Source organism: Thalassomonas sp. RHCl1 (assembly GCF_947387555.1).
GTDB lineage: Bacteria > Pseudomonadota > Gammaproteobacteria > Enterobacterales > Alteromonadaceae > Thalassomonas.
The window spans coordinates 289,946-310,223 of sequence record NZ_CANDNZ010000006.1 but is presented as its reverse complement, the minus strand read 5'-3'; the positions used below and the strand labels follow the sequence as shown (position 1 = coordinate 310,223).

Here is a 20,278-nt window from a genome sequence, read left to right as displayed (position 1 = left end):
GATAAAGACATCGCTGACTTTTATCCTCTTCTGGTTAAGCGCCTTAACTGACATTTACTTCAGTAAAAGTATCCAGGCCCTGGCGTAATCGGGTAAATGGCCGTTGTAACTGTGATAATCAGACCAGCCACGATAACTGTCCACCAACAGATCCAGTTGGAAAAGATTATTATCAAAAGCGCCTCCCTGATCTGCCAGGATCCCCAGCCGACTGACTTGCCCCTTGTTGTCCCGGTAACTGACCATGATCAACTTCCCCACGCCGAGCTCGGCAATATTGCCGGCAAAAGTCACTTGGGGCTTAATAGCAATTTTACTGGGCTGATCGTGGCCATAACCCATGATTTCCGGTGTTTCTACAAAGTACCAATACCTTGGTTGTTCTCGCTTTCCGATACTGTAGTCATAGGCAATACCGTTATTACGGTGGACATTAAAATAGCGGATCTTGCCATCGACCTTTAACACGCCGGTGCCCTGCAGCAACACATCATGTAGCGCCTCTTCTGTCAGCCACACCAAAGGTTTTGCCCGCTTGTCTTTCTCCAGGGCGCCGGCAATAATCTGCTGACGGGTAAAACGAAAGCGGGTTAACTGCGCTTTTTGCAGCTCAGCCTGCGCTAAACTAAGGCCTTGTTCATCTTCCGGCAGGGCGTAAAGCGCCTGATCATAGTGCTGGGTTTTTACCGGACTGCCATCCAATAGCTTGGTATAATATTTGGTGAGAAAAATTTCTTCATCAGGGATATTATTCAACATCCTTGCTTTGGTTTCATTGGTGCTTTTCCCGGCAATTTTAGTCGCCGTTTCTTTATCCGGCCGCCAGCGGACAAACTCAAAGTGCTGTTTTAAGAATGCTGTATCATGTAAACGGCTATGCCGTTTCGCCCGCACATCTTCCCGATAGGTTTGACAAATAAAAGCCAGGGTATCCTCTACCCTTTTCAGCGTGATCTTGTCATCGATTTGTTTACCCGGGTGTACGGCAAAAGTGTCTTGCCTTTGGCTCTGCAGGTAATGCTTGCTATTCTCTGCCACCTGGCAAAGTTCACTGCCCTTAAAGTCTCTCAACTGGCCTAGCTCCGGTTGAGGCTCAAGCGAAAAACTTAGCCCCAGGGCAGCCGGAATAAAAACATTAAGGCCCAATAACACCAAAATAACAGCATTAATTTTCACACCTGAAATCACCATAAACAAAGACCTTATTAAAAATATCTGACGCTCAAAAGTTGCCAGCTTAACTTTCCTCATAACGAAGGAGATGAAAAACACGATACTTCATCCGGGGTTAAATAACGCCATTGCCCGGGCTGCAATCCCGGCTCTAAAGCAATATCACCTATCTGCTGGCGGTGTAAACTCACGACTTTATTTCCTATCGCTGCAAACATACGTTTTACCTGGTGATATTTACCTTCCATGATGGACAGTAACACCTGCTGCGGCGTGATGATCTGCAATCTAGCCGGCAAGGTTAACTCTTTTTCTCCCTGCAGTTGAAGACCTGATGCAAACTGTTGCACAACACCGTCAGCAACCGGATTTCTCAGTCCGACAAGATAGGTTTTATAACATTGATTTTTGGGTGAAATAATCTGCTGTGACCAGCGCCCGTCATCGGTAATAAAGACCAACCCCGTGGTATCGACATCCAGCCGGCCCGCAAGATGTAAATCATCGACCCGGTCAAAACTCAATAAACTAAAAACCGACGGATAGTTTTCATCAACATTCGAGCAAATCGAACCTGCCGGTTTATGCAGCATAATATAACGGGAATCACGCGCTTTTAACCTGCTGCCTTTAAAGAGAATTTCATTATTTTCATGCACCTGTTTCGCCGGATCGGTCAGTATTTCACCATTGACCCGGATATTGCCGCCAAGGATTAATTCCCTGGCCTGTTCGCGGGAAAACTCGGTACTTTTACAAATAAATTTATCAAGGCGCATAGAAAATCAGTCATGGCTTTTACAGCAGAAAAACTGCAAAAAAGCCACTTTAATCAGTGGCTTTAAAAAGACGTTTTACCAGGAAAAAACAAACAAGATTATTCAATATTTTGGATCTGCTCGCGCATCTGCTCGATTAACACCTTCAATTCCACTGCACTGTTGGTGATATCGGCATTAATGGATTTAGAGCCTAAGGTATTGGCTTCGCGGTTGAACTCCTGCATCATAAAATCTAGGCGCCGTCCCTGCGGGCCGCCCTTTTTCAGGATGTTGCGGGTTTCTTTAACATGACTGAACAAACGGTCGATCTCTTCATCGACGTCCATTTTTTGCGCCAGCAACACCAGCTCCTGCTCCACCCGGGTAGAATCTAGCTCAAGGCTGGCTTCGGCAAATTTTTCGGTAATACGGTTACGCTGCCATAAAATCACTTCCGGCATCATGGCTTTGACTTTTTCCGCCTCTACCACTATCGCTTCAAGCCGTTGTTCAATCAGGGCTTTAAGATTGTCGCCTTCGTTGCCGCGGGCGGTAATAAATTCCTTGAGGGCCGCATCAAACCCCTCCAGGATATCCGCCTGAATGGCATTGATATCCGATTCTTCCGCTTCCATCACTCCGGGCCAGCGCATGATTTCCAGCGGATTAATCTGGCTGTTAAGGGTTTGTTCATTGACCCAATTAGCGTGTTGCAGCAGCTGCTCGGCTAAATTTTTATTGAGGGTTAAATTGCTTTTTGCGGCAGGGTTAGCAGTAAAGCGTAAATGGCATTCCACCTTACCACGGTTCAAGCGCTTGCGAAAACGCTCACGTAATACCGGCTCTATGCCTCGAAACTGTTCGGGTAAGCGGAAGTAGGTTTCCAGAAAACGCTGGTTTACCGAGCGAATTTCCCATACCGCGTTACCCCACTCACCTTTGACTTCATAACGGGCGAAGCCGGTCATGCTATGGATCATAATAAATACCTGCAACAAAAAGTATGCTAATTATGCCCCAGCAACAATAAAGGATCTACCTTAAGCAAATCCTTAAATCATTTTTCCCCGGCTATTTCACGGTTATTATTGCTGAACAGGCGCAAATACCTGCGTATAAGAAATTCCCGAACCAGGAAATACTTAACCCGGTTTTTCCTGCTGCTTTAACTGCCAACGCTGTTTAATATGATCCGCCACCCGAAAGGCATTGGCGTATATGGTAAAGGTGTAGGGCACACTGCCCCCGGTGGGCATAAAAGAGCCGTCGGTCACAAACAAACTATCCACTTCATGTGCCTGACAATATTTATTCAATACCGAAGTTTTTGGATCATTACCGAAACGGCAACCCCCTGCCATTAAATTGGTCGGCGGCGCGCCGCTGACAGACGAGCTGATATTCGTCGCTCCCATGGCCCTGAGCAGATTTTCACCTTTTTCCGCCAGGTATTCGCCGACCTTAAGATCATGCTCATGGAAACCTATCCTGACCTTGGCCACCGCATCTCCCCATTTGTCGGTGACATCGGGATCTAAAGTCACAAAACAGTCATCATTGGGTAGCCAGTCGTTAAAAACTTCAAAACGCAGGGTTTTATAAGTGGTAAATTCCTGCTTTAAATTCTGCTTTAATTGCTCCCCCCACACCAGGTTGTCGTTTTCATCCCACTGACTGCCCCGGGCACGGGCAATAGGGTTTTGATGGAAAAGAAAATCTATGGTACCGCCTTTAGCCGCCTTGCCAAAGGCTTTGTCCTCAATACGGTACCAGTCCTGCAAGGCCCGGTTAACAAAGGGCCCCACCTGCTTCATGGTATTCACCTGATCTTTGGTCAGATCCTGATAGAAAAAATCTCCGCGCCCGGTACCGCCGGCACTGAAGATTAAGTTTTTACCTACCTGCCCCTGGTTATTGGCCAAACCGTTGGGAAATTTTTCCCCTTTAGAAGCAAGCAATAACCGGGAGCTTTCGATCGCCTGGCAGGCCACTACATAAAAATCGGCGACCGCCTTATGTTTGCGCCCGGCTTTATCATAATAAAGCACACCGGTGATCTTGCCCTCGCTGTCGGTTTCAATTTTATAAACCTTAGACTCCGGCTTGATGGTACAGTTGCCGCTGGCGACCGCATGATTTAACAGCGCCGCCCGGCCACTGCCCTTGGCGCCGGAAGAGCAGCCATAACTGCTGCAATAACCGGAATATTCACACGAATTACGCCCCATATCCGGCCGGGATAAAATCGCCCTGGGCACCGGCATGGTATGGTAACCAATACTTTGTGCCGCCTCGTCTATCCAGGCAGACACCCCGTGCTCCGCCACCGGCGGATAGGGGAACGGCGTCGACCTCGGCTCCTGGTGGGGATGATCCACAACCCTGCCCGACACCCCGACTTCCTGTTCTACCCTGGCATAATAGGGCTCAAGGTCCTGATAACTGATCGGCCAGTCGGCGATATTAGCACCTTCAATATCGCCAAATTCAGACTTTAACCTGAAGTCATCGGGTTTAAGGCGGTGAAAATAACCACTCATAAAATTAGATGAGCCGCCGACAACCGTGCCGCTCCAGAAACTCCAGCCGGATTCGCTGGTGGGCTCTCCCTGCCAAAAGGTTTCACCGCTTTCTCTTTCGTACAGCTCTTCAATCACATGCTGCTCATCGGTGAGCTCAGGATTGTAGGCATCCCGTAAACTGATGGCCAGTTCGTCTTTATAAAATTCCTTTTCCGTCAGCCAGGGGCCTTTTTCCAATACCAGCACCTTGGCACCGGCCTTGGCCAGGGTATAAGCCACGGGTGAAGCCCCGGCGCCGCTGCCGATCACACAGATATCAAAACTCATGCTTTTTTACTTCCTTTAGCTGCTACAACCTTCACCGCAATACCTTTTTGACCCGGTAATTCATAATAACGTTTCCCCTTGTTAGGCAAAGGGAAGCCCGGTTTATGTTCCAGCCATTTCCAGCCGATACCGTCGGGATTACCGCCGTACACAGGAGGTGACAGCATGGCCTCAAAAATATAATTCAACAGGGTATTAAGCCAGTTTTCCCCCGCCCGGGAGTTGCTGATGGCCCGCAGCAGCTTTTCTTTTTCTGCTTGCTCCAACGTAACAAAAGGCTTACCGCTCTGGCTGTTACTAAAATCATTGAGCCAGCCAACTCCTTTAAAAATAAACTCTATTTCGTCCTGCTCCGTCGGCTGTTTAGTGACGACATTATATAAATAGTCCAGCGCCTGGATATCCCGGGCGCCGGGTCCGGAATCCGAGGCAGGTAGCAGATGATCCAACACCGCATTCAAGGTAAGCCAGGGATCGGTTTTAAGCGCCTGTATAAGTTCAGCTTCCGGTGCCGGGATCCAGCTTTTAGCAGGTAAAGCGGCAATCGCCGAGGCTCCCGCCGCCGACTTCAACAAAGCCCGACGGGAAATTTTTATCTGAGCGTGCTTTTCTTTAAACCAAAGAGGCGTTTGATAGTTAACATCAAAAAATGAGCGAATATTTACCACTTACGTTACCCCTGCTTACCGTTAGCCTGCCAGGTATTAATAAACTCCAGCCAGTGTTTTACCGAATACTTCCCGTTTTGCAGTAATTCCGCGGTGTCCTTGGATAAAATCATTTTGCCCGAAGCCGTCGAAACATACATATGGGGATAACCTAGCACCGGCGGTAGGGCACTCATAAAAGCTTCATTTTCATTGCTGTCGCTGACATTGATTTTTAACAGCACAAACTTATCGTGCAGCTGGCGATAAACTTCGGGATTCTGTTCTAAAAAGGCGTCCATCTTTTTACACCAGGTACACCAGTTACCGCCAATCTCGAGCAAAACATTACGCTGCGTACTCTTTGCCAGCTTGATCGCGGCTCTGGCATCTGCAAACGGATCTCTTTGATCGTCGTAACTGGTGCTGTAAACCGGTAAATTAAGGCCGGGCTCGGCAAAAGCCTGTGCTCCTGGCGGCAGCAAGACCAGGAATGAAAAAAATGCCGGCACAAACCGGGAAAAAAACTTTTGCATGAAACCCCCTTATAACTCGATATTCAAAGAGACCCAGGTTTAAATAACTATATTTCAAAATACTTGCATTCTCATTGTGTCAAATTATGAGCCGAAAGATTATAATGCGCAGCAATTAATTAACGACAGGAATTTCATCATGCGTCCAAGCGGAAGAACCCCGGGGCAAATTCGCCCTATTACTTTTACTCGTCAATTCACTACCCATGCCGAAGGCTCAGTGCTGATTGAATTTGGTGATACCAAAGTAATTTGCACCGCTTCGGTAGAAGAAGGGGTACCGCGTTTTCTTAAGGGCCAGGGCAAAGGCTGGGTAACCGCCGAATACGGCATGTTGCCACGCTCTACCCATACCCGTATGCGCCGTGAAGCCGCCAGCGGCAAACAAAGTGGACGCACCCTGGAAATCTCTCGTCTGATCGCCCGTTCATTACGTGCCGCGGTTGATTTAAGCGCTTTAGGCGAAAACACCATCAATGTTGACTGTGATGTCATTCAGGCCGACGGCGGCACCCGCACAGCTTCAATCACAGGTGCCTGCGTTGCCCTGGTCGACGCCTTAAATTACATGAGAAACAAAGGCATTATCAGCACCAACCCGTTAAAACACATGATAGCGGCGGTTTCTGTCGGTATTTATAAAGGCCAGCCGATTTCAGATTTGGAATACCTGGAAGACTCTGCTGCCGACACCGACATGAATGTGGTCATGACGGAAACCGGCAAACTGATCGAAGTTCAGGGCACCGCGGAAGAAGAGCCTTTCAGCTTCGAAGAAATGCAGGAAATGCTGCAACTGGCCAAGCAAGGCATCAATGAATTATTTGACGAGCAAAAAGCGGCCCTAAGCTAAACTTATCCGGCCCACTAACAGCGAGAACTATTTGATGAAAGACTATCAACGTGAATTTATTGAATTTGCTTTAGCTAAACAGGTATTACGCTTTGGCGAGTTCACTTTAAAATCAGGCCGTACCAGCCCCTACTTCTTCAATGCCGGTTTGTTCAATACCGGCGGCGATTTGGCCAAGCTGGGACGTTTTTATGCCTCGGCCCTGGTGGATTCAGGCATCGATTTTGAATTGCTGTTCGGTCCTGCCTACAAGGGCATTCCGATTGCCACCACGACCGCCGTCGCCCTTGCCGACCACCATGATATCGACATGCCTTATTGCTTTAACCGTAAAGAAGCCAAAAGCCATGGTGAAGGCGGCAACCTGGTAGGTTCAGCCCTTACCGGCAAGGTCATGCTGGTCGATGATGTCATCACCGCAGGCACGGCCATCCGCGAATCCATGGAAATCATCAAGGCCAATGGCGCCGAGCTTTCCGGAGTTTTAATTGCCCTGGATCGCCAGGAAAAAGGTCAGGGTGAACTTTCTGCCATCCAGGAAGTCGAGCGCGACTTTAATACCCGGGTTATTTCTATTGTTTCCCTGGGCGATTTGATCACTTATCTGGAAGATAAACCGGAGATGGAACAAAATCTGAAAAATATCAAACAATACCGCGAAGACTTTGGTATCTGATTGTTTTAATCCATCAAAAAATAAGCCCGCGGATGCGGGCTTATTTATATCTTAACTTTAATAGCCATATCAGGCTGTTAACTGAAAATTATGGCTGGGTGGTTTTTCATAGGCCTGATTAATGTTCAGATAAAAATTCTCAACCCGGTTCGCCCGGGCATCCACTTCTGCCGGCCGGGTCGGCACAACCTCTTCCTGAGCTTCCAGCGTCCTGTTGATCAGGGTATCAAAATCAGACTCTTCACCGCCGGATGACAAGCCGCTATTGGCTGTACCGGCAAAGTTTGCCCCCTGTTCCGCTGCCGGGCTATCCTCAGCTCTTCCTGCTCCCTCATTATCCGCACTCGCCGGAGTAGAAAAGCCGTTGTCCTCTGTTGGCTCGGCGCTGGCCAGTTCCGACTGGGCCTGAAGAATAATCCTGCCAGCAGTTGCAGCTACCTGCCTGTCCTGGCCGGAAGGCTCTACCGGCGCAAGCGCTGCTGCCTGCACTTTTTGCATTTTGGCAATCGTTGCCTGGGGATCGCCGCTCACAGGCGCCAAATCAACGGAAACTTCACCACCGATGGCATATCTTCTGCCGTCAGGGCCGACTTGAAAGGTATATGAAGGGCTGCCGGTTGCTGCCCCGCCAACATTGGCATGAGCAAGCTCATGGGTGCGGACTTCCTGATCCCTGGATTGTAATGCCTGAATTTCCTTCTCTTCGGCAAGTTGTTCGGCTTCGGCTAATTGCTCCTGACGCGAATCCTGGGCAGCTTCCTCGCCAGATTCCCGCCCCTGATCCTGACTGCCGCCCTGCGCCCCTTGATCCGGCGCCTGATCTGATGACTGGTTACGGTTTTGGGTGGAATCCCCTACCGTAGTTTCTTCCTGCTCCTGCTGGTCCTGTAAGCTAACGAAATCAATAAACTCGTTGTCCTGGACCGGGGTACGGGCCTTGTCTTTTTCGGAAGCAACCCCTTTTTCTGCTGCCGACTGGCTAAGTGCCGCCGGCTGGCTGATCACATCCCGCATGTGATTTTCCCGGCGCAGATGATCTGTCGGCGGGTTCACCGCCGTAGCCAGAGGAAGATAATTAAATTGCGGGGTAATGTTCATTGTCTTTAACTTTGTGCGTTACACGCGGACATCAATTAAGGTGCCTAAGGTTTCATCCGCGGTTTGTATCACTTCTGCAGATGATCTGGCCTGTACTTCCGCCACTTTTAAATTCACTATCGACTCTGTCAGCCCTGCTGGCGCCTGATTAGCGCTTACCGCATTAACGTTATTGGTTGCGGTATTTTCTGTTGTATTGGCGCTTTCAAGCCCTTGCTGACTTTGCAGCTCTTGCTCTGCATTCCGGTTTACCGCTGTATTTTGAGCGATATCCGACGCAGCTCTGTTTACATCTTCAGTAGCTCGCTGAAATCCCTGTACTCCGGCATTAAATGCTGATTGAATTTCCATGTGATCTGCTCCTATACCTTTGGTGAAACATAAGCATTACTCGTAAGCTAAATAGAGTAACCACATTACGCTTAAGTATACCTTGCTTAATTATTAACCAAATCGAGACAAATGTAAATAGGCAGGCTACAGCTCAACCGCGCATGCCGGGGAAACCTATCAACAAAAATGCTTTACCAGCCAGGTTTTCAACTGACGGCAAAATTCATCCTGGTGGGAAATAAACGGCGCATGTGAGGCTCCTTCAAAAACCATCACTTCACTTTGCGGGGCAAGTACTTCCATCAGCGGATAAATGCTTTTAGGCACCAAGACATCATTGCGGCCATACAAACGTATAAAAGGACAACGAATATCCGCCAATTGGTTACGCCTGTCGCTGCTTTCCAGTAATGACAGTGAATCATCCAGGGTTTTCCTGCCGGGCAGCGGATATTGCATCACCAGGCGATGGATCTCTTTTAAATCCTGACGCAGATGCGGGCTGCCCATTGCCTGGATTTTCAAAAAGCTCTCTATGGTATTTTCAATATTCTCGGATAACTGCTGATGAAATCCCGACAATAATTTTGGCTTGATACCCGGCCAGTCGTCTTTTTCAATAAAACAGGGGGAACTGGCTATGGTGACCAGGCCCAGCACCTGTTGTGGAAAATTCAGGGCAATATCCGTCGCCACCAGGCCGCCTAACGACCAGCCGGCATAGATAGCCGGCCGGCCAACCCCGGCTTGTACCAAGCGGGCAATTTCCTCCAGGTTGTAGTCATCCGGAATATTATCGGCATTATTGCCAAATCCGGGGAGATCGACTGTGATCACGGTAAAAACATCCGCCAACTGCTCCACCAGGGGTTGCCAGATACCGGAATTAAATCCCCAACCATGAATAAATACCAGGGGAATACCTGTTCCCCGGGAGGTGATAGCTAATCTTTCTGCCATGCTTACTACTTACGGTAAAAATTTGCGCTAGTTTACAAAAAGGAGGGGAGAAATGGAATTAAAGCCGCAGTTGTTAAAAAATGCCCGCCAGCTACTGGAGACCGGTCAAAGCAGCTACCTTAAAGGCCTTAGCCATCTTAAAAGCTTTTTAACCTCCCGGTTAAGCTGCTGCGACCTCTGTGGCAGCCCCTGTCAGCAATATGCCTTGCTTTGCCATACTTGTACCGGGGATCTACCGGTTTTTAAAACCGCAGATATCAGGGGAGATTTACTTAACTGGCCTGCGGTTCACCGGGCATTGCCTAAGGTCTGCTTTGATCACCTGGTGTCTTTGTCCCCTTACCAATGGCCGTTAAGCGTATGGCTGAAACAGTTAAAGTATCAGGGCAGGTTCGAACTGGCGACATTGCTCGGCCAGCTACTCGCCGATCACTGGCAAAAGCAGATAAAGCCCTACCTGGAGCAGGAGCCCGGATTAGTACTGTCAGTACCGCTGCATTTCAGCAAATGGCAGTTCAGAGGTTATAACCAGGCCCATTTAATAGCAAAAACCTTTGCCAAAAAAACAGGTTACAGCTATCAGGCAACGGCTTTAACTCGGGAAAGAAAAACCAGTGCCCAGGTCGGGCAAGGTGGCATTGCCCGCCGTAAAAATTTACGCCAGGCCTTTACCGTCAATGCAAAATTACTGCCTCAGCATATACTGTTAATGGATGATGTCATCACCACAGGCAGTACCGTCAATGAAATCAGCCGATTGCTAAAAAAACAGGGCGTAGTTAAAGTAACTGTGGTCAGTGCTTGCCTGACCCTGCCCGGCTGACAGATGAAGCCGGGCGAAGAAAAACAGAGCCGTTATTTTCTCACCGGCGCATGGAAGGCTTTGGCAAAAAACAAACTGTTGGCCAACAGCTTGGCACTGCCGTACCAGTAACCGCGAAAAACAAAGTTATCTGAGGTAGCGATAATCCTGCCCTTACCTAAATTATGCGCCACCAGGGCGCTGTTATTGGCAATGCGGTTGACTAGGTTACGGTCGGTATAACCGCTTAACAACGGCTCTTCGGTATAGCTGGCAACACTGATGAAAGGTTGTGTCGGGCGATCCATGATCAGGGTGCTGTTTCTGAACATGGGTAATTCGGCCTTATCATAACCATAGGCAAGGGGATGACTGGTATCCAAGCGGGTATTAAAAATCGCGCCGGCAATACGCTTACGCCCGGCAAGGGCTTCTTTATCGCCATAAATTAAGTTCTCGGTATCAAACAACTGATCTAACTGTTTATTGCTGACAAAGTCGGCTTTTAACAATTCTTTGTCCGCCAGCCATTTCGCCCCCCGCTTTTGTGCGAACAAGGTGCCCCCCTGTTTCACCCAGGCAGTCAGCTTAGTCACGGTAGCCTCCGGGAGCGAACTATAGTTGCCGTCAACAAAGATCACATGGCTATAGTCGGATAAGTTGATTTTAGCCAACCTTTGCTGCTCGACTACAGAAACCGGAACATTGAGCAGCTCATCGAGATAATAGCGGATCTCGCCGGCTTCATATTGGGAAACACCGACACCGCCCACCAGCAAGGTTTTCACCTGAGACAAAGGCCTTAACGAATTACTGCCGAAATCTATACCTTTCGGGGTAAAACCTGTGCTAAAGCTGATCATTTCGATGTTATTGCTTTGACTGGCCCGCGCGACCAGTTCACGCCAGTTCGCTTGCTTTTGCAGGCCGGCGGGGATCACTATAGTGCCGGGTTTAAAGCTGCGGTTACCCTTTGCCATCGCGGCGGTAAAAGCCTTAGTGGCGACCTTGGCTTTTATTCTCTGGGCCAGCAACTGATTGAGCATTTTAGGCGCCAGGAAATGGTGCCACTCAAAACCATAGGCATAGGCATTTTCATCTATCTCCTGTGGCTGGGACTCGCTGCGCTGCCAGGTATTTTTGGCTAATTCCAGTCCCCAGGTACGTTCGACTTTCTGAAATTCAATATTCATCGCCAGCGCCATGGTCCAGCCGGAAACATCATAGAAGGTATTGTCGCGGAAATTGGTTTCCTGATTGAACAGCGCCTGGATCACCCGGTATTGGGGCTGCTCCAGCGGCACAAAATAACTGTTTTCTTTACGGTATTGCTTACCGTTATGGCTGTAGTCTTCCGTTAACGGATAAACCTGGATTTGATGTTGTTTCAGCTTATCTAAAAAGGCAAATAGTCTGTGACTGTCCTTGCCCTCGTGCAGCAAATAACCGCTGAATTTTTCCTTACCCGCCAGTTTGAGTCCTTGCTGATAAAACTTTTTACGGTAGGCTGTTAGTTTGTCTTTATTTTTCCAGGCGCCTTCCACCGTCGACAGGGACGTTAACAAGTGGTTTTTAATACCAAAATCAAAGGTCAATAGCCCGTTGAGAGTATCCTGCTGCATACCCCGGCTACTGGCCTGTTCAAACAAGATACCGATACTGCCGTTGATATCCGGATAGGTAGAACCTTTGCCGTAATAAAAATCATCATAGTTTTCTTCACTGAAATATAAGCGCTGCTCCTGATCCAGTGCCCTGGCATGAAAACCTGCGATGGTTTGGGTGAGACGGGTATTTTCCTTGGGCGTCAGTGGATGGGTCCGGGTCGGTATGCCCGGCTGGAAAAAGTAACTGGAATTGGCCCCCATCTCATGATAATCACCCAGGACATTGGGTTGATAATAGTGAAAATATTTCAACCGGTTACGACTCTCTTTTTGCGAAAGCAATAACCAGTCACGGTTAAGATCAAACCAGAAATGGTTAGTGCGCCCACTCGGCCAGCCCTGATGGTGTTCGATATGGTTGGCATCGGCATTGGCAACGGTGCCGCGGAAGGTGGTAACCCAGTTGACAAACCTGTCCATGCCGTCGGGATTAATGCTCGGCTCCATCACAATAATGGTTTGCGCCAGCATTTCGGTCACTTCTTTATCCTGACTGGCGGCATAATGGTAGGCTGCCAGCATAGAGGCATTGGCGCCGCTGATCTCATCGCCATGGACACTATAACCGAGCCAAACCACCAAAGGTCCGTCACTTCCGCTGTCTTTTTTACCGGATTTCATCAGCGTACTGACACTTCTTTTTTCCAGCAGGCTATCCAGGTTGGCGAGGTTTTCTTCGCTGGAGATGGTCACCAGCAGTTGCTGCCGGTATTGACTGGTTTGCCCTATCGGGGTCAGTTTTACCCTGGGACTGGCTTGCCCCAGGGTTTGAAAATAATTCAGCAGTTGATCATGTCTTATCTGGCGGTCACCAACATCAAAGCCCAGCACAGCAGCGGGCTCCGGCACCCCCGGCATATAATTATTTTCTTTTGACAGGTACTCGGACAGGGGAGCGGCATAGGCCCCCTTTAAAACGAGGGAAAAAAAGAACCCGGCAAGCAGGGAACGAGAAAATAAACGCTGAAAAAACATGATGATTTCCTTTTGTAAGCAAGCATAAAAATAACAAACAAAAGCCATTGAAACCAGTAACAAAGCGATTATTTATTTATTATTATCCACAACTAGTGCTGGCACAGCTCATCAATGCAGAGTAAAATGGCCATACTTGAGTAAAATAGTCAGGTATAAATCCTTATTATACCTGTGTTGACAGTGAGTAGACACAATGATCAGTATTTCAGAATCAGCCCAAGCGCACTTTGTGAAGTTATTATCACAACAGGCGGAAGGTACAAGTATCCGGGTATTTGTTGTTAATCCCGGCACGGCAAACGCCGAATGTGGTGTCTCTTATTGCCCGCCGGAAGCGATAGAGCAGGACGATATCGAAATTCCTTTCAAGGATTTTTCCGCTTATATCGATCAGGACAGCAAACCATTTTTGGAAGAGGCCGAAATTGATTTCACCACAGATCAAATGGGCTCACAGCTGACGTTAAAAGCGCCTAATGCCAAATTACGCAAAGTGGCCGACGATGCCCCCTTATTTGACCGGGTAAATTACTTCCTGCAAACCGAAGTCAACCCGCAACTGGCCGGACACGGCGGCGAATGTACCCTGATGGAGATCACCGAAGACGGTTATGTTGTGCTGCAATTTGGCGGCGGCTGTAACGGCTGCAGCCAGATAGATGTCACCGTAAAAGACGGTATCGAAAAACAGTTGCTGGCCACTATGGGCAATGAGATCGTCGGTGTCCGTGATATGACCGAACACCAGCGCGGTGAGCACTCTTATTACTAAAACCTTGTTTACCACCAAGAGCACAGGTCCGGGGCAAAACCTCGACCTGCTCTTGAGATAAAAACGTAAATGAAAGCTGTTTTAGAAAGATTAGGCCAAAATCCCCAACAGAGTTTAAAGCTGTTTCTTCGGGGTTTTGGTCTTTTTATTGTCGGCGCCTTAGCCATTATGCTGGGTTATTTCACCGATCCCCTGTGGCAAATTCCCGGCTTGCTGTTACTGGTGCCGGGGGTTGTCATGGCCGCCATCGGCTACCTGGGTATTTTTGCCAATCGCCTGCTCAACATCTTTAACCGCACCCGGGTCAGGAAAGATCTGTTTAAATAAGCCGGTATAGTTTATCCGTTATTTTGCCGACACCACTTTGCCTGCAGCGCTAATATGAAAATGCCAGGCCAGGGTCAGGCCGCGCATCAGCATAAACACGGAAAACGCTGCCCATAAGCCGTGGTTGCCATAACCCTGCAATAGCCACCACATGGGAAAGAAACAAGCAAAGGTGGCAATCAGCATACTGTTACGCATCGCCCTGGCCTGCATTAAACCGATATAAACGCCGTCATATAGATAACACCAGCAACTGATCAGGGGCAGAAAAATAATCCAGCTAAAGTACAAGTTAGCTTCTGCCACCACGGAAGGAATATCCGAGATCAGGGTAATAAAATATTGTCCGCCAATAATAAATGCCAGGCTATAAGCCAAAGCGAATAAGGCACTCCACACCAAAGAAATATTGACCACCTGTTTAAGCTTTTTATTGTCACCGGCCCCCTTGGCTTTGCCCACCATAACTTCGGCGGCGTTGGCGATGCCGTCTAAGCCAAAAGAGATCAGCAACAAAAAGTTCATTAAAATGGCGTTGGCGGCGACAATATTATCCCCCAGGCGTGCTCCCTGGAAGGTGATAAAAATAAAGCAAATCTCCAGACACAGGGTACGGATCAAGATATCCCGGTTAAGCTTAAAATACTCCAGCAAAGCAGCACGGTTGGTTAACAGGCGAAACCAGTTTTTATCCTGCCACATCAGCTTTAATTCGCTGAACTTACTGCGTATGATCACCACCAGCCCTAAGGTTAACCCCGAATACTCCGCCACCAGTGTCGCCAGGGCAACCCCCCGCACCTGCCAGCCCAGCCCCAGGACAAAAACCAAATCCAGCACCAGGTTAATCAGGTTGGTGACAATCAAGAGTACCATCACGGTTTTCGCCTGATGGTTACCCAGGAGCCAGCCTAAAATCACCAGGTTAGCCAATGCCGCCGGCAGCCCCCAGATACGGATTTCACTATATTGCCGGGCATAAAACTGTACCTGCTCCGAGCCCCCCGCCAGGGAAAGGGCAATATCCAGATAAAATCCCTGACAAATAAGCACCACAGCAGCAATAAGCAAAGCCACCAGCACGCCGCGCATCAAGATGATCAAACCTTGCTGTTTATCAAAGGCCCCGTAGGCCTGGGCCGACAAACCTGTGGTCGACATACGCAAAAAGCCGCACAGCCAGGTAATGGCAGTGATCAGCATAGCGCCGACTGTGCTACCGCCGAGAAAATAAGCCTGCTCTAAATGGCCGATCACCGCAGTATCCACCAGCCCGAGCAGGGGTACGGTAATATTCGACAAGATCATAGGGATCGCCAGGGTAAACAGATGTTTATGCATATGTCTGTTTTTTATCGACAACAAAAATTTTTTCCTTAGACTTAGATCAAGAGATATCTCGGATAAACTGGGTATTTTTACTAAAAAGCGTTATTTTTAATACTTATCCCGAAGAAAAAGAACATGGCTATGAAATTTCTCCTGCTGGTATTACTTTGTGCCTTTAACCTGAAAAGCGCACAAAGCGCGGTGATCTTACAATATCATCATGTCGATGATAACACCCCCGCCAGCACCAGTATTTCCCCGGACCAGTTCGAAAAGCACCTGGCATTCCTGAAAGCGAACGACTTTAAGGTGGCGCCCTTATCCGATGTAATGAATTCCATCAAAAAACAACAACCTATCCCGGATAAAACCGTGGTTATCACCTTTGATGACGCTTATCTCGATATTTTCACCCGGGCAAGGCCGTTATTGCAGCAATATAACTATCCATACACCATATTTATCAACCCGCACCTGGTGGAAAAAGGTTACGCGGGCTTCTTAAACTGGCAGCAAATAAAGACCATGGCAGACACAGGGGCCATTATTGCCAACCACGGCTTAAAACATGACTCCGCCACCCGCAAAGCCGATAATATCACAGATAAAGAATGGCTGTTGCAATACAGTTACAACATTATTGAAGCCGAGCAGATCATCAAAGAAAAAACCGGCCAGAACTGGCAATACTTTTCTTATCCCTATGGCGAGTATTCCCCGGCCATTCAAAACTGGCTCAGGAAAAATGACTATATCGGTTTTTCCCAGCAATCCGGCGCCGTAGGTTTAGCCACGGATTTAACCAGCGTGCCCCGCTTTCCGGCTTCCCGTCCTTATGACAAACTGGTGAGTTTACGCGATAAGCTCTATGCCCTGCCCTTTAGCATCAGCCTGCCGGGCAAACAGGCCAGTACTATAGTTAATTTTCAGCAGGCGCCGGCATTGGGCTTTAAAGTGATAGTGAATGACTTTGTGCCGGAAAAACTCAGCTGTTATGTTTCCGGCTTGGGCCGCCAGCAGGTGATCTGGCAAGATGAAAGCTTTTTTACCATCAAACTGGATAAGCCCTTAACCCCGGGGCGTCAGCGCAGCAACTGCACTGCGCCGAGTATCAGTCAGCCCGGCAGGTTTTACTGGTATTCCAGGCCCTGGTTTATCCTGGATAAAAATAACCAGTGGTACCCGCTGTAAAGACTCTCCCGGGATGCCAGCGCAGTAACTGCTCTGTGGTGAGTATCAGTCAGGCCGGCAGGTTTTACCGCTATTCCAGGCCCAGCCCTTTCTCAAGTAAAGTGCTGGATAAACATAACCAGTGGTACCCGTTATAAACAAACAGCTAAAATAACTTCACTATCCTGGCAAAGTCTTCCACCAGCACCTCACCGTTAACACCAGGAGGCTGGCCAATTTCATGTTCGGGCTTAAAGATGGCGCTGATATTGCCTTCGGGATTAATCAACACCATAGAGGCGCTGTGATCCACCAGGTAATTTTCATTTTCCTCGTCTCCTTCATCTTCTTCTCCCATACCGCTGATGGCATACATCAGGCCTAAATTGCGGGCAAAAGGAAACAACATCGAATGACCGGCCCTTAACGCCTTAAACTCCGGATTAAAATACCCTATATATTGCGCCAGCTTTTCCTGACTGTCGCGGCCGGGATCCACAGACACCAACAGGATTTGGGTATTGTCTCTGATCCCTTTAAGGTCTTCATAAATAAAATTCAGCTCCTGCAAAGTCGTCGGACAAACATCCGGGCAGGAGGTATAGCCAAAAAAGACCCAGGACCACTTGCCGACCAGATCCTGATTATCAAATGTCTCCCCGGTATGGTCAGTAAGCTCAAAGGCATTAATCGTCCTCGGTTGCTGGTAATACAAGGCATGCTTGGGCGGCGCCGAATGCGCCACCTGATAGAAGAACAACACCCCGCCGACAAGGGCAAGCAAAGCAACCAGGCCATAAAGCACTTTATTCATAATAAAAAACTTTCCTCAGTTAAACCGTTTGTCAGTACTTACGCCACGGGTAATAAATAGTGATCGAGCAATAAGATCACAAACAACAACATCAAATGGATAATGGAAAATTTAAAGGTATCCATGGCGGTATTGGCATCGGCGTGAAACTTTAATTTCCAGGCGTAAATAAAGAAGATAAAGTTTAACACGATTGCCCCGATCAGATATAGCCAGTTGCTCATGCCCACCAGGTAGGGCAACAGGCCGACGACAAACAAGAGCACGGTATAGAGCAATATCTGCGTCTTGGTAAAACTGACCCCGTGGGTGACCGGCAGCATGGGAATATTAACTTTGGCATAGTCATTTTTCCTGTGGATAGCCAGCGCCCAGAAATGCGGCGGCGTCCAGGTAAAGATCAGCAGCACCAGCAATAAGGCATTGGGATGGATCTCATTGGTCATGGCGGTCCAGCCCAATAACGGCGGAATAGCCCCCGCCAGGCCACCGATGGTGATGTTTTGCGGCGTTGCCCGCTTTAAATACATGGTATAGACAAAGCCATAACCCACCAGACCGGCGGCGGTCAGATAAGCGGTTAACGGATTCACCAAAAAGTACAAGATCACAAAACCCGACACCGCCAGTACGGTAGCAAAAATAACGGCATTGCGCTGGCTGATACGGCCGTTGGGCATGGGCCGGTTATGGGTGCGCCCCATAATACTGTCAATTTTTTCATCGACAATATGGTTAATTGCCGCCGCTGCAGAAGAGAGCAAAGCGATGCCTGCCATCGCCGGCAGCAATAATTGCCAGGGGATGGCGCCGGGCACGGACAAACTCATGCCCACCAGGGCGGTAAGTACCAGCAGCGCCACCACCTTAGGTTTGGTTATTTCATAATAATCATGCCAGAGGGCTTTTTCAGCGATCGGCGCCTTGAGATCAATACTGGTGGTTTTAGCCATAAGGACCCTCATATTTTGCGTTTTAAACTGTAAGTTAAGGTGATCAGGATCAGCATCAGGCAGGCGGCCACCACGTTGTGGCTGACGGCAACGCTTAAAGGTAAAGAGAACCAGATATTACTCACCCCGAGTGCCAGCTGGCACAGCAGGATAGCTGCCAGGCCAAGGGCGGTTTTCTTAAAAAATTGCGACTGGGCTTTACGGTAAATCACCAGCGCCAGCCAGGCCAGGTAAAGGGCAGTGACAATAGCACCGAAACGGTGCATCACATGTATGGTCAGCCTCTCGTTATGGCCCAGATGGCCGAATTCATAACTTTCCCGCTTCGGCGGGATCAAGTCGAAAGACTCGCTAAACGTCAGTCGCTCCACCCAGCCGTCCTGGCAGATGGGCAATTCGGTACACACCAGGGCGGCATAGTTAGAGGAGGTCCAGCCGCCAAGACCTATCTGCGCCGTTAAGATCACCACCCCGAGCAGGCCATAAGACCAGTATTTCTTGATCGGCCAGTCGCCGCTGGGGATACGGTAAGGTTTAAGCCTCAAATATAACAAGAATAACAGACATAAGGTGCAGAACCCGCCAAGCAGATGCCCCATAACCACCACAGGCATCAGCTTCATGGTAACCGTCCACATGCCCAGCGCGGCCTGAAAGATCACTAACGCCAGCAGCGCCAGCGGCAGATAGACAGGAATACCCAATCGCCTGTGTTTAAAGGATAAAATACTGATCAGCAAAATAAGTAAACCTAAGCTGCCGGCAAAATAGCGGTGAATCATCTCATTCCAGGCTTTTTCCGGCTCCACCGGTCGCTCGGGGAAGGCCAGCTCTGCCTGGCGGATCTGCTCGCTGGTTTGTGGCACATCAATAAAGCCATAACAACCGGGCCAGTCGGGACACCCCAGTCCGGCATGGGTTAACCGGGTATAGGCCCCGAGGCTGACCACAACCAGCGCCAGTAGGATGCTGATCAGCACCAGGTTTCTGATATTCTTCACATCTTGATTGCCCATCTTATCCAATCCTCGAGTATTTCAGTAATTTTTGCAGATCGGCAAGAATACCTTTGCCAAACGCCGGCAAGTCTTTGCTTTCTTGCGGCGGCACATGGGATAACACCAGGTTACCTAAAGGATCGACGATATAAACCTGGGGCTCTTTGATAAGGTTGCGGGCTAAACTGGGAATAGGCTGAATATGCCAGCGTTTGGTCTGAATAGCCGCCAGCTGCTCTGCGGTTAACGCCTCGAAGATCAGCGCCACCGGCTTGACCCGGGGCATTTCCTTACCCAGGGCAATATAGGTGTTATTGACACTGGCCAGGGTCCGTTGGCACTGCAGGCGGCACTCTTGTGGCAAACGATATAAAATCAGCCAGCTTTGATCAAAATCCTGCTCCGACAATCCCAGCTGCTCCAGGGTTAAGCCGCTTTCCAGCAGCTGCCCCTGATTGGTCACCCCGTAGTTAAACCATTGTTGTTCCAGCGCCAATTTGGCCAGCACAATCGGGATGATGAAGGCGCAGCAAACATAGATAAAACTGCGGCGTGATTTCTTTTGCGCTATAGCACCCATAC

The 20,278-nt window shown here is 48.9% G+C and carries 21 protein-coding genes; 6 read left to right on the top strand and 15 right to left on the bottom strand.

Going from position 1 to position 20,278, the window contains the following annotated elements:
* Positions 1–54: 54 nt before the first annotated feature.
* The 6 genes from QL234_RS18435 to QL234_RS18410 all read right to left on the bottom strand — a co-directional run bounded on the left by QL234_RS18435 (position 55) and on the right by QL234_RS18410 (position 5,966).
* Complete coding sequence (locus tag QL234_RS18435; protein WP_281559263.1) at positions 55–1,191, bottom strand: MltA domain-containing protein; 1,137 nt, start codon at positions 1,189–1,191, stop codon at positions 55–57.
* A gap of 56 nt (positions 1,192–1,247) precedes the next feature.
* Positions 1,248–1,952, bottom strand: coding sequence for a pseudouridine synthase (locus tag QL234_RS18430; protein ID WP_281559262.1), 705 nt, complete (start codon positions 1,950–1,952; stop codon positions 1,248–1,250).
* A 98-nt stretch (positions 1,953–2,050) separates the two neighbouring features.
* Positions 2,051–2,914: a YicC/YloC family endoribonuclease gene (locus QL234_RS18425; RefSeq protein WP_281559261.1), complete on the bottom strand. Its 864-nt coding sequence runs from the start codon at positions 2,912–2,914 to the stop codon at positions 2,051–2,053.
* 162 nt (positions 2,915–3,076) lie between these two features.
* Positions 3,077–4,783 (bottom strand): GMC family oxidoreductase, encoded by a 1,707-nt coding sequence (locus QL234_RS18420; protein ID WP_281559260.1) that lies wholly within the window; start codon positions 4,781–4,783, stop codon positions 3,077–3,079.
* Positions 4,780–5,451 (bottom strand): gluconate 2-dehydrogenase subunit 3 family protein, encoded by a 672-nt coding sequence (locus QL234_RS18415; protein ID WP_281559259.1) that lies wholly within the window; start codon positions 5,449–5,451, stop codon positions 4,780–4,782. The genes QL234_RS18420 and QL234_RS18415 overlap by 4 nt, the downstream gene beginning before the upstream one ends.
* 5 nt (positions 5,452–5,456) lie before the next feature.
* A complete protein-coding gene (locus QL234_RS18410) occupies positions 5,457–5,966 on the bottom strand; it encodes a thioredoxin family protein (protein ID WP_281559258.1) in 510 nt (169 codons plus the stop codon).
* Between the two features lie 139 nt (positions 5,967–6,105).
* Between QL234_RS18410 and rph the strand changes: the two genes are divergently transcribed.
* Entirely contained in the window at positions 6,106–6,819 is a 714-nt protein-coding gene (rph, locus tag QL234_RS18405; RefSeq protein WP_044834288.1) for a ribonuclease PH, read from the top strand.
* Between the two features lie 34 nt (positions 6,820–6,853).
* Positions 6,854–7,495, top strand: a complete 642-nt coding sequence (gene pyrE / locus QL234_RS18400) for an orotate phosphoribosyltransferase (protein ID WP_281559257.1) — start codon at positions 6,854–6,856, stop codon at positions 7,493–7,495.
* A 69-nt stretch (positions 7,496–7,564) separates the two neighbouring features.
* Here the strand turns inward: pyrE and QL234_RS18395 are convergent, their stop codons facing one another.
* The 3 genes from QL234_RS18395 to bioH all read right to left on the bottom strand — a co-directional run bounded on the left by QL234_RS18395 (position 7,565) and on the right by bioH (position 9,886).
* Positions 7,565–8,593, bottom strand: a complete 1,029-nt coding sequence (locus QL234_RS18395) for a putative metalloprotease CJM1_0395 family protein (RefSeq protein WP_281559256.1) — start codon at positions 8,591–8,593, stop codon at positions 7,565–7,567.
* A gap of 18 nt (positions 8,594–8,611) precedes the next feature.
* Complete coding sequence (locus QL234_RS18390; protein WP_281559255.1) at positions 8,612–8,944, bottom strand: hypothetical protein; 333 nt, start codon at positions 8,942–8,944, stop codon at positions 8,612–8,614.
* Positions 8,945–9,103: 159 nt separating this feature from the next.
* Positions 9,104–9,886, bottom strand: a complete 783-nt coding sequence (gene bioH / locus QL234_RS18385; RefSeq protein WP_281559254.1) for a pimeloyl-ACP methyl ester esterase BioH — start codon at positions 9,884–9,886, stop codon at positions 9,104–9,106.
* A 52-nt stretch (positions 9,887–9,938) separates the two neighbouring features.
* Here bioH and QL234_RS18380 point away from each other — a divergent pair, with 52 nt between their 5' ends.
* Positions 9,939–10,709 carry a ComF family protein gene (locus QL234_RS18380; RefSeq protein WP_281559253.1) on the top strand — a complete coding sequence of 257 codons (771 nt, stop codon included), beginning with the start codon at positions 9,939–9,941 and terminating at the stop codon, positions 10,707–10,709.
* A 32-nt stretch (positions 10,710–10,741) separates the two neighbouring features.
* Here QL234_RS18380 and QL234_RS18375 read toward each other — a convergent pair whose 3' ends face one another.
* Entirely contained in the window at positions 10,742–13,330 is a 2,589-nt protein-coding gene (locus QL234_RS18375; RefSeq protein ID WP_281559252.1) for a M14 family metallopeptidase, read from the bottom strand.
* Between the two features lie 196 nt (positions 13,331–13,526).
* Here QL234_RS18375 and nfuA point away from each other — a divergent pair, with 196 nt between their 5' ends.
* Together nfuA and QL234_RS18365 are read left to right on the top strand one after the other, a co-directional pair.
* Positions 13,527–14,105, top strand: a complete 579-nt coding sequence (nfuA, locus tag QL234_RS18370) for a Fe-S biogenesis protein NfuA (protein WP_281559251.1) — start codon at positions 13,527–13,529, stop codon at positions 14,103–14,105.
* Between the two features lie 69 nt (positions 14,106–14,174).
* Positions 14,175–14,432, top strand: coding sequence for a hypothetical protein (locus QL234_RS18365; RefSeq protein WP_281559250.1), 258 nt, complete (start codon positions 14,175–14,177; stop codon positions 14,430–14,432).
* Positions 14,433–14,450: 18 nt separating this feature from the next.
* Here the strand turns inward: QL234_RS18365 and QL234_RS18360 are convergent, their stop codons facing one another.
* Positions 14,451–15,773, bottom strand: coding sequence for an MATE family efflux transporter (locus tag QL234_RS18360; protein WP_281559249.1), 1,323 nt, complete (start codon positions 15,771–15,773; stop codon positions 14,451–14,453).
* A 129-nt stretch (positions 15,774–15,902) separates the two neighbouring features.
* Here QL234_RS18360 and QL234_RS18355 point away from each other — a divergent pair, with 129 nt between their 5' ends.
* On the top strand, positions 15,903–16,952 hold the full coding sequence (locus QL234_RS18355) for a polysaccharide deacetylase family protein (protein ID WP_281559248.1): 1,050 nt from the start codon (positions 15,903–15,905) through the stop codon (positions 16,950–16,952).
* Positions 16,953–17,097: 145 nt separating this feature from the next.
* Here the strand turns inward: QL234_RS18355 and QL234_RS18350 are convergent, their stop codons facing one another.
* From QL234_RS18350 to QL234_RS18335, 4 genes are read right to left on the bottom strand one after another with little or no spacing between them, the layout of a single operon-like run.
* The gene (locus QL234_RS18350; RefSeq protein ID WP_281559247.1) at positions 17,098–17,745 is read right to left on the bottom strand and encodes an SCO family protein; all 648 of its coding nucleotides are present in this window, start codon (positions 17,743–17,745) and stop codon (positions 17,098–17,100) included.
* Between the two features lie 38 nt (positions 17,746–17,783).
* Positions 17,784–18,698: a heme o synthase gene (cyoE, locus tag QL234_RS18345; RefSeq protein WP_281559246.1), complete on the bottom strand. Its 915-nt coding sequence runs from the start codon at positions 18,696–18,698 to the stop codon at positions 17,784–17,786.
* 8 nt (positions 18,699–18,706) lie between these two features.
* Positions 18,707–19,714 carry a COX15/CtaA family protein gene (locus tag QL234_RS18340; protein ID WP_281559245.1) on the bottom strand — a complete coding sequence of 336 codons (1,008 nt, stop codon included), beginning with the start codon at positions 19,712–19,714 and terminating at the stop codon, positions 18,707–18,709.
* A 1-nt stretch (position 19,715) separates the two neighbouring features.
* Positions 19,716–20,276 (bottom strand): hypothetical protein, encoded by a 561-nt coding sequence (locus QL234_RS18335; RefSeq protein WP_281559244.1) that lies wholly within the window; start codon positions 20,274–20,276, stop codon positions 19,716–19,718.
* Positions 20,277–20,278: the final 2 nt, after the last annotated feature.

What these genes read in the sequence shown, in the direction of transcription:
- QL234_RS18435 (WP_281559263.1), bottom strand. Translation starts at nt 1,191, where the DNA reads ATGGTGATTTCAGGTGTGAAAATTAATGCTGTTATTTTGGTGTTATTG.
- QL234_RS18430 (WP_281559262.1), bottom strand. Translation starts at nt 1,952, where the DNA reads ATGCGCCTTGATAAATTTATTTGTAAAAGTACCGAGTTTTCCCGCGAA.
- QL234_RS18425 (WP_281559261.1), bottom strand. Translation starts at nt 2,914, where the DNA reads ATGATCCATAGCATGACCGGCTTCGCCCGTTATGAAGTCAAAGGTGAG.
- QL234_RS18420 (WP_281559260.1), bottom strand. Translation starts at nt 4,783, where the DNA reads ATGAGTTTTGATATCTGTGTGATCGGCAGCGGCGCCGGGGCTTCACCC.
- QL234_RS18410 (WP_281559258.1), bottom strand. Translation starts at nt 5,966, where the DNA reads ATGCAAAAGTTTTTTTCCCGGTTTGTGCCGGCATTTTTTTCATTCCTG.
- rph (WP_044834288.1), top strand. Translation starts at nt 6,106, where the DNA reads ATGCGTCCAAGCGGAAGAACCCCGGGGCAAATTCGCCCTATTACTTTT.
- pyrE (WP_281559257.1), top strand. Translation starts at nt 6,854, where the DNA reads ATGAAAGACTATCAACGTGAATTTATTGAATTTGCTTTAGCTAAACAG.
- QL234_RS18395 (WP_281559256.1), bottom strand. Translation starts at nt 8,593, where the DNA reads ATGAACATTACCCCGCAATTTAATTATCTTCCTCTGGCTACGGCGGTG.
- QL234_RS18390 (WP_281559255.1), bottom strand. Translation starts at nt 8,944, where the DNA reads ATGGAAATTCAATCAGCATTTAATGCCGGAGTACAGGGATTTCAGCGA.
- bioH (WP_281559254.1), bottom strand. Translation starts at nt 9,886, where the DNA reads ATGGCAGAAAGATTAGCTATCACCTCCCGGGGAACAGGTATTCCCCTG.
- QL234_RS18380 (WP_281559253.1), top strand. Translation starts at nt 9,939, where the DNA reads ATGGAATTAAAGCCGCAGTTGTTAAAAAATGCCCGCCAGCTACTGGAG.
- QL234_RS18375 (WP_281559252.1), bottom strand. Translation starts at nt 13,330, where the DNA reads ATGTTTTTTCAGCGTTTATTTTCTCGTTCCCTGCTTGCCGGGTTCTTT.
- nfuA (WP_281559251.1), top strand. Translation starts at nt 13,527, where the DNA reads ATGATCAGTATTTCAGAATCAGCCCAAGCGCACTTTGTGAAGTTATTA.
- QL234_RS18365 (WP_281559250.1), top strand. Translation starts at nt 14,175, where the DNA reads ATGAAAGCTGTTTTAGAAAGATTAGGCCAAAATCCCCAACAGAGTTTA.
- QL234_RS18360 (WP_281559249.1), bottom strand. Translation starts at nt 15,773, where the DNA reads ATGCATAAACATCTGTTTACCCTGGCGATCCCTATGATCTTGTCGAAT.
- QL234_RS18355 (WP_281559248.1), top strand. Translation starts at nt 15,903, where the DNA reads ATGAAATTTCTCCTGCTGGTATTACTTTGTGCCTTTAACCTGAAAAGC.
- QL234_RS18350 (WP_281559247.1), bottom strand. Translation starts at nt 17,745, where the DNA reads ATGAATAAAGTGCTTTATGGCCTGGTTGCTTTGCTTGCCCTTGTCGGC.
- cyoE (WP_281559246.1), bottom strand. Translation starts at nt 18,698, where the DNA reads ATGGCTAAAACCACCAGTATTGATCTCAAGGCGCCGATCGCTGAAAAA.
- QL234_RS18340 (WP_281559245.1), bottom strand. Translation starts at nt 19,714, where the DNA reads ATGGGCAATCAAGATGTGAAGAATATCAGAAACCTGGTGCTGATCAGC.
- QL234_RS18335 (WP_281559244.1), bottom strand. Translation starts at nt 20,276, where the DNA reads ATGGGTGCTATAGCGCAAAAGAAATCACGCCGCAGTTTTATCTATGTT.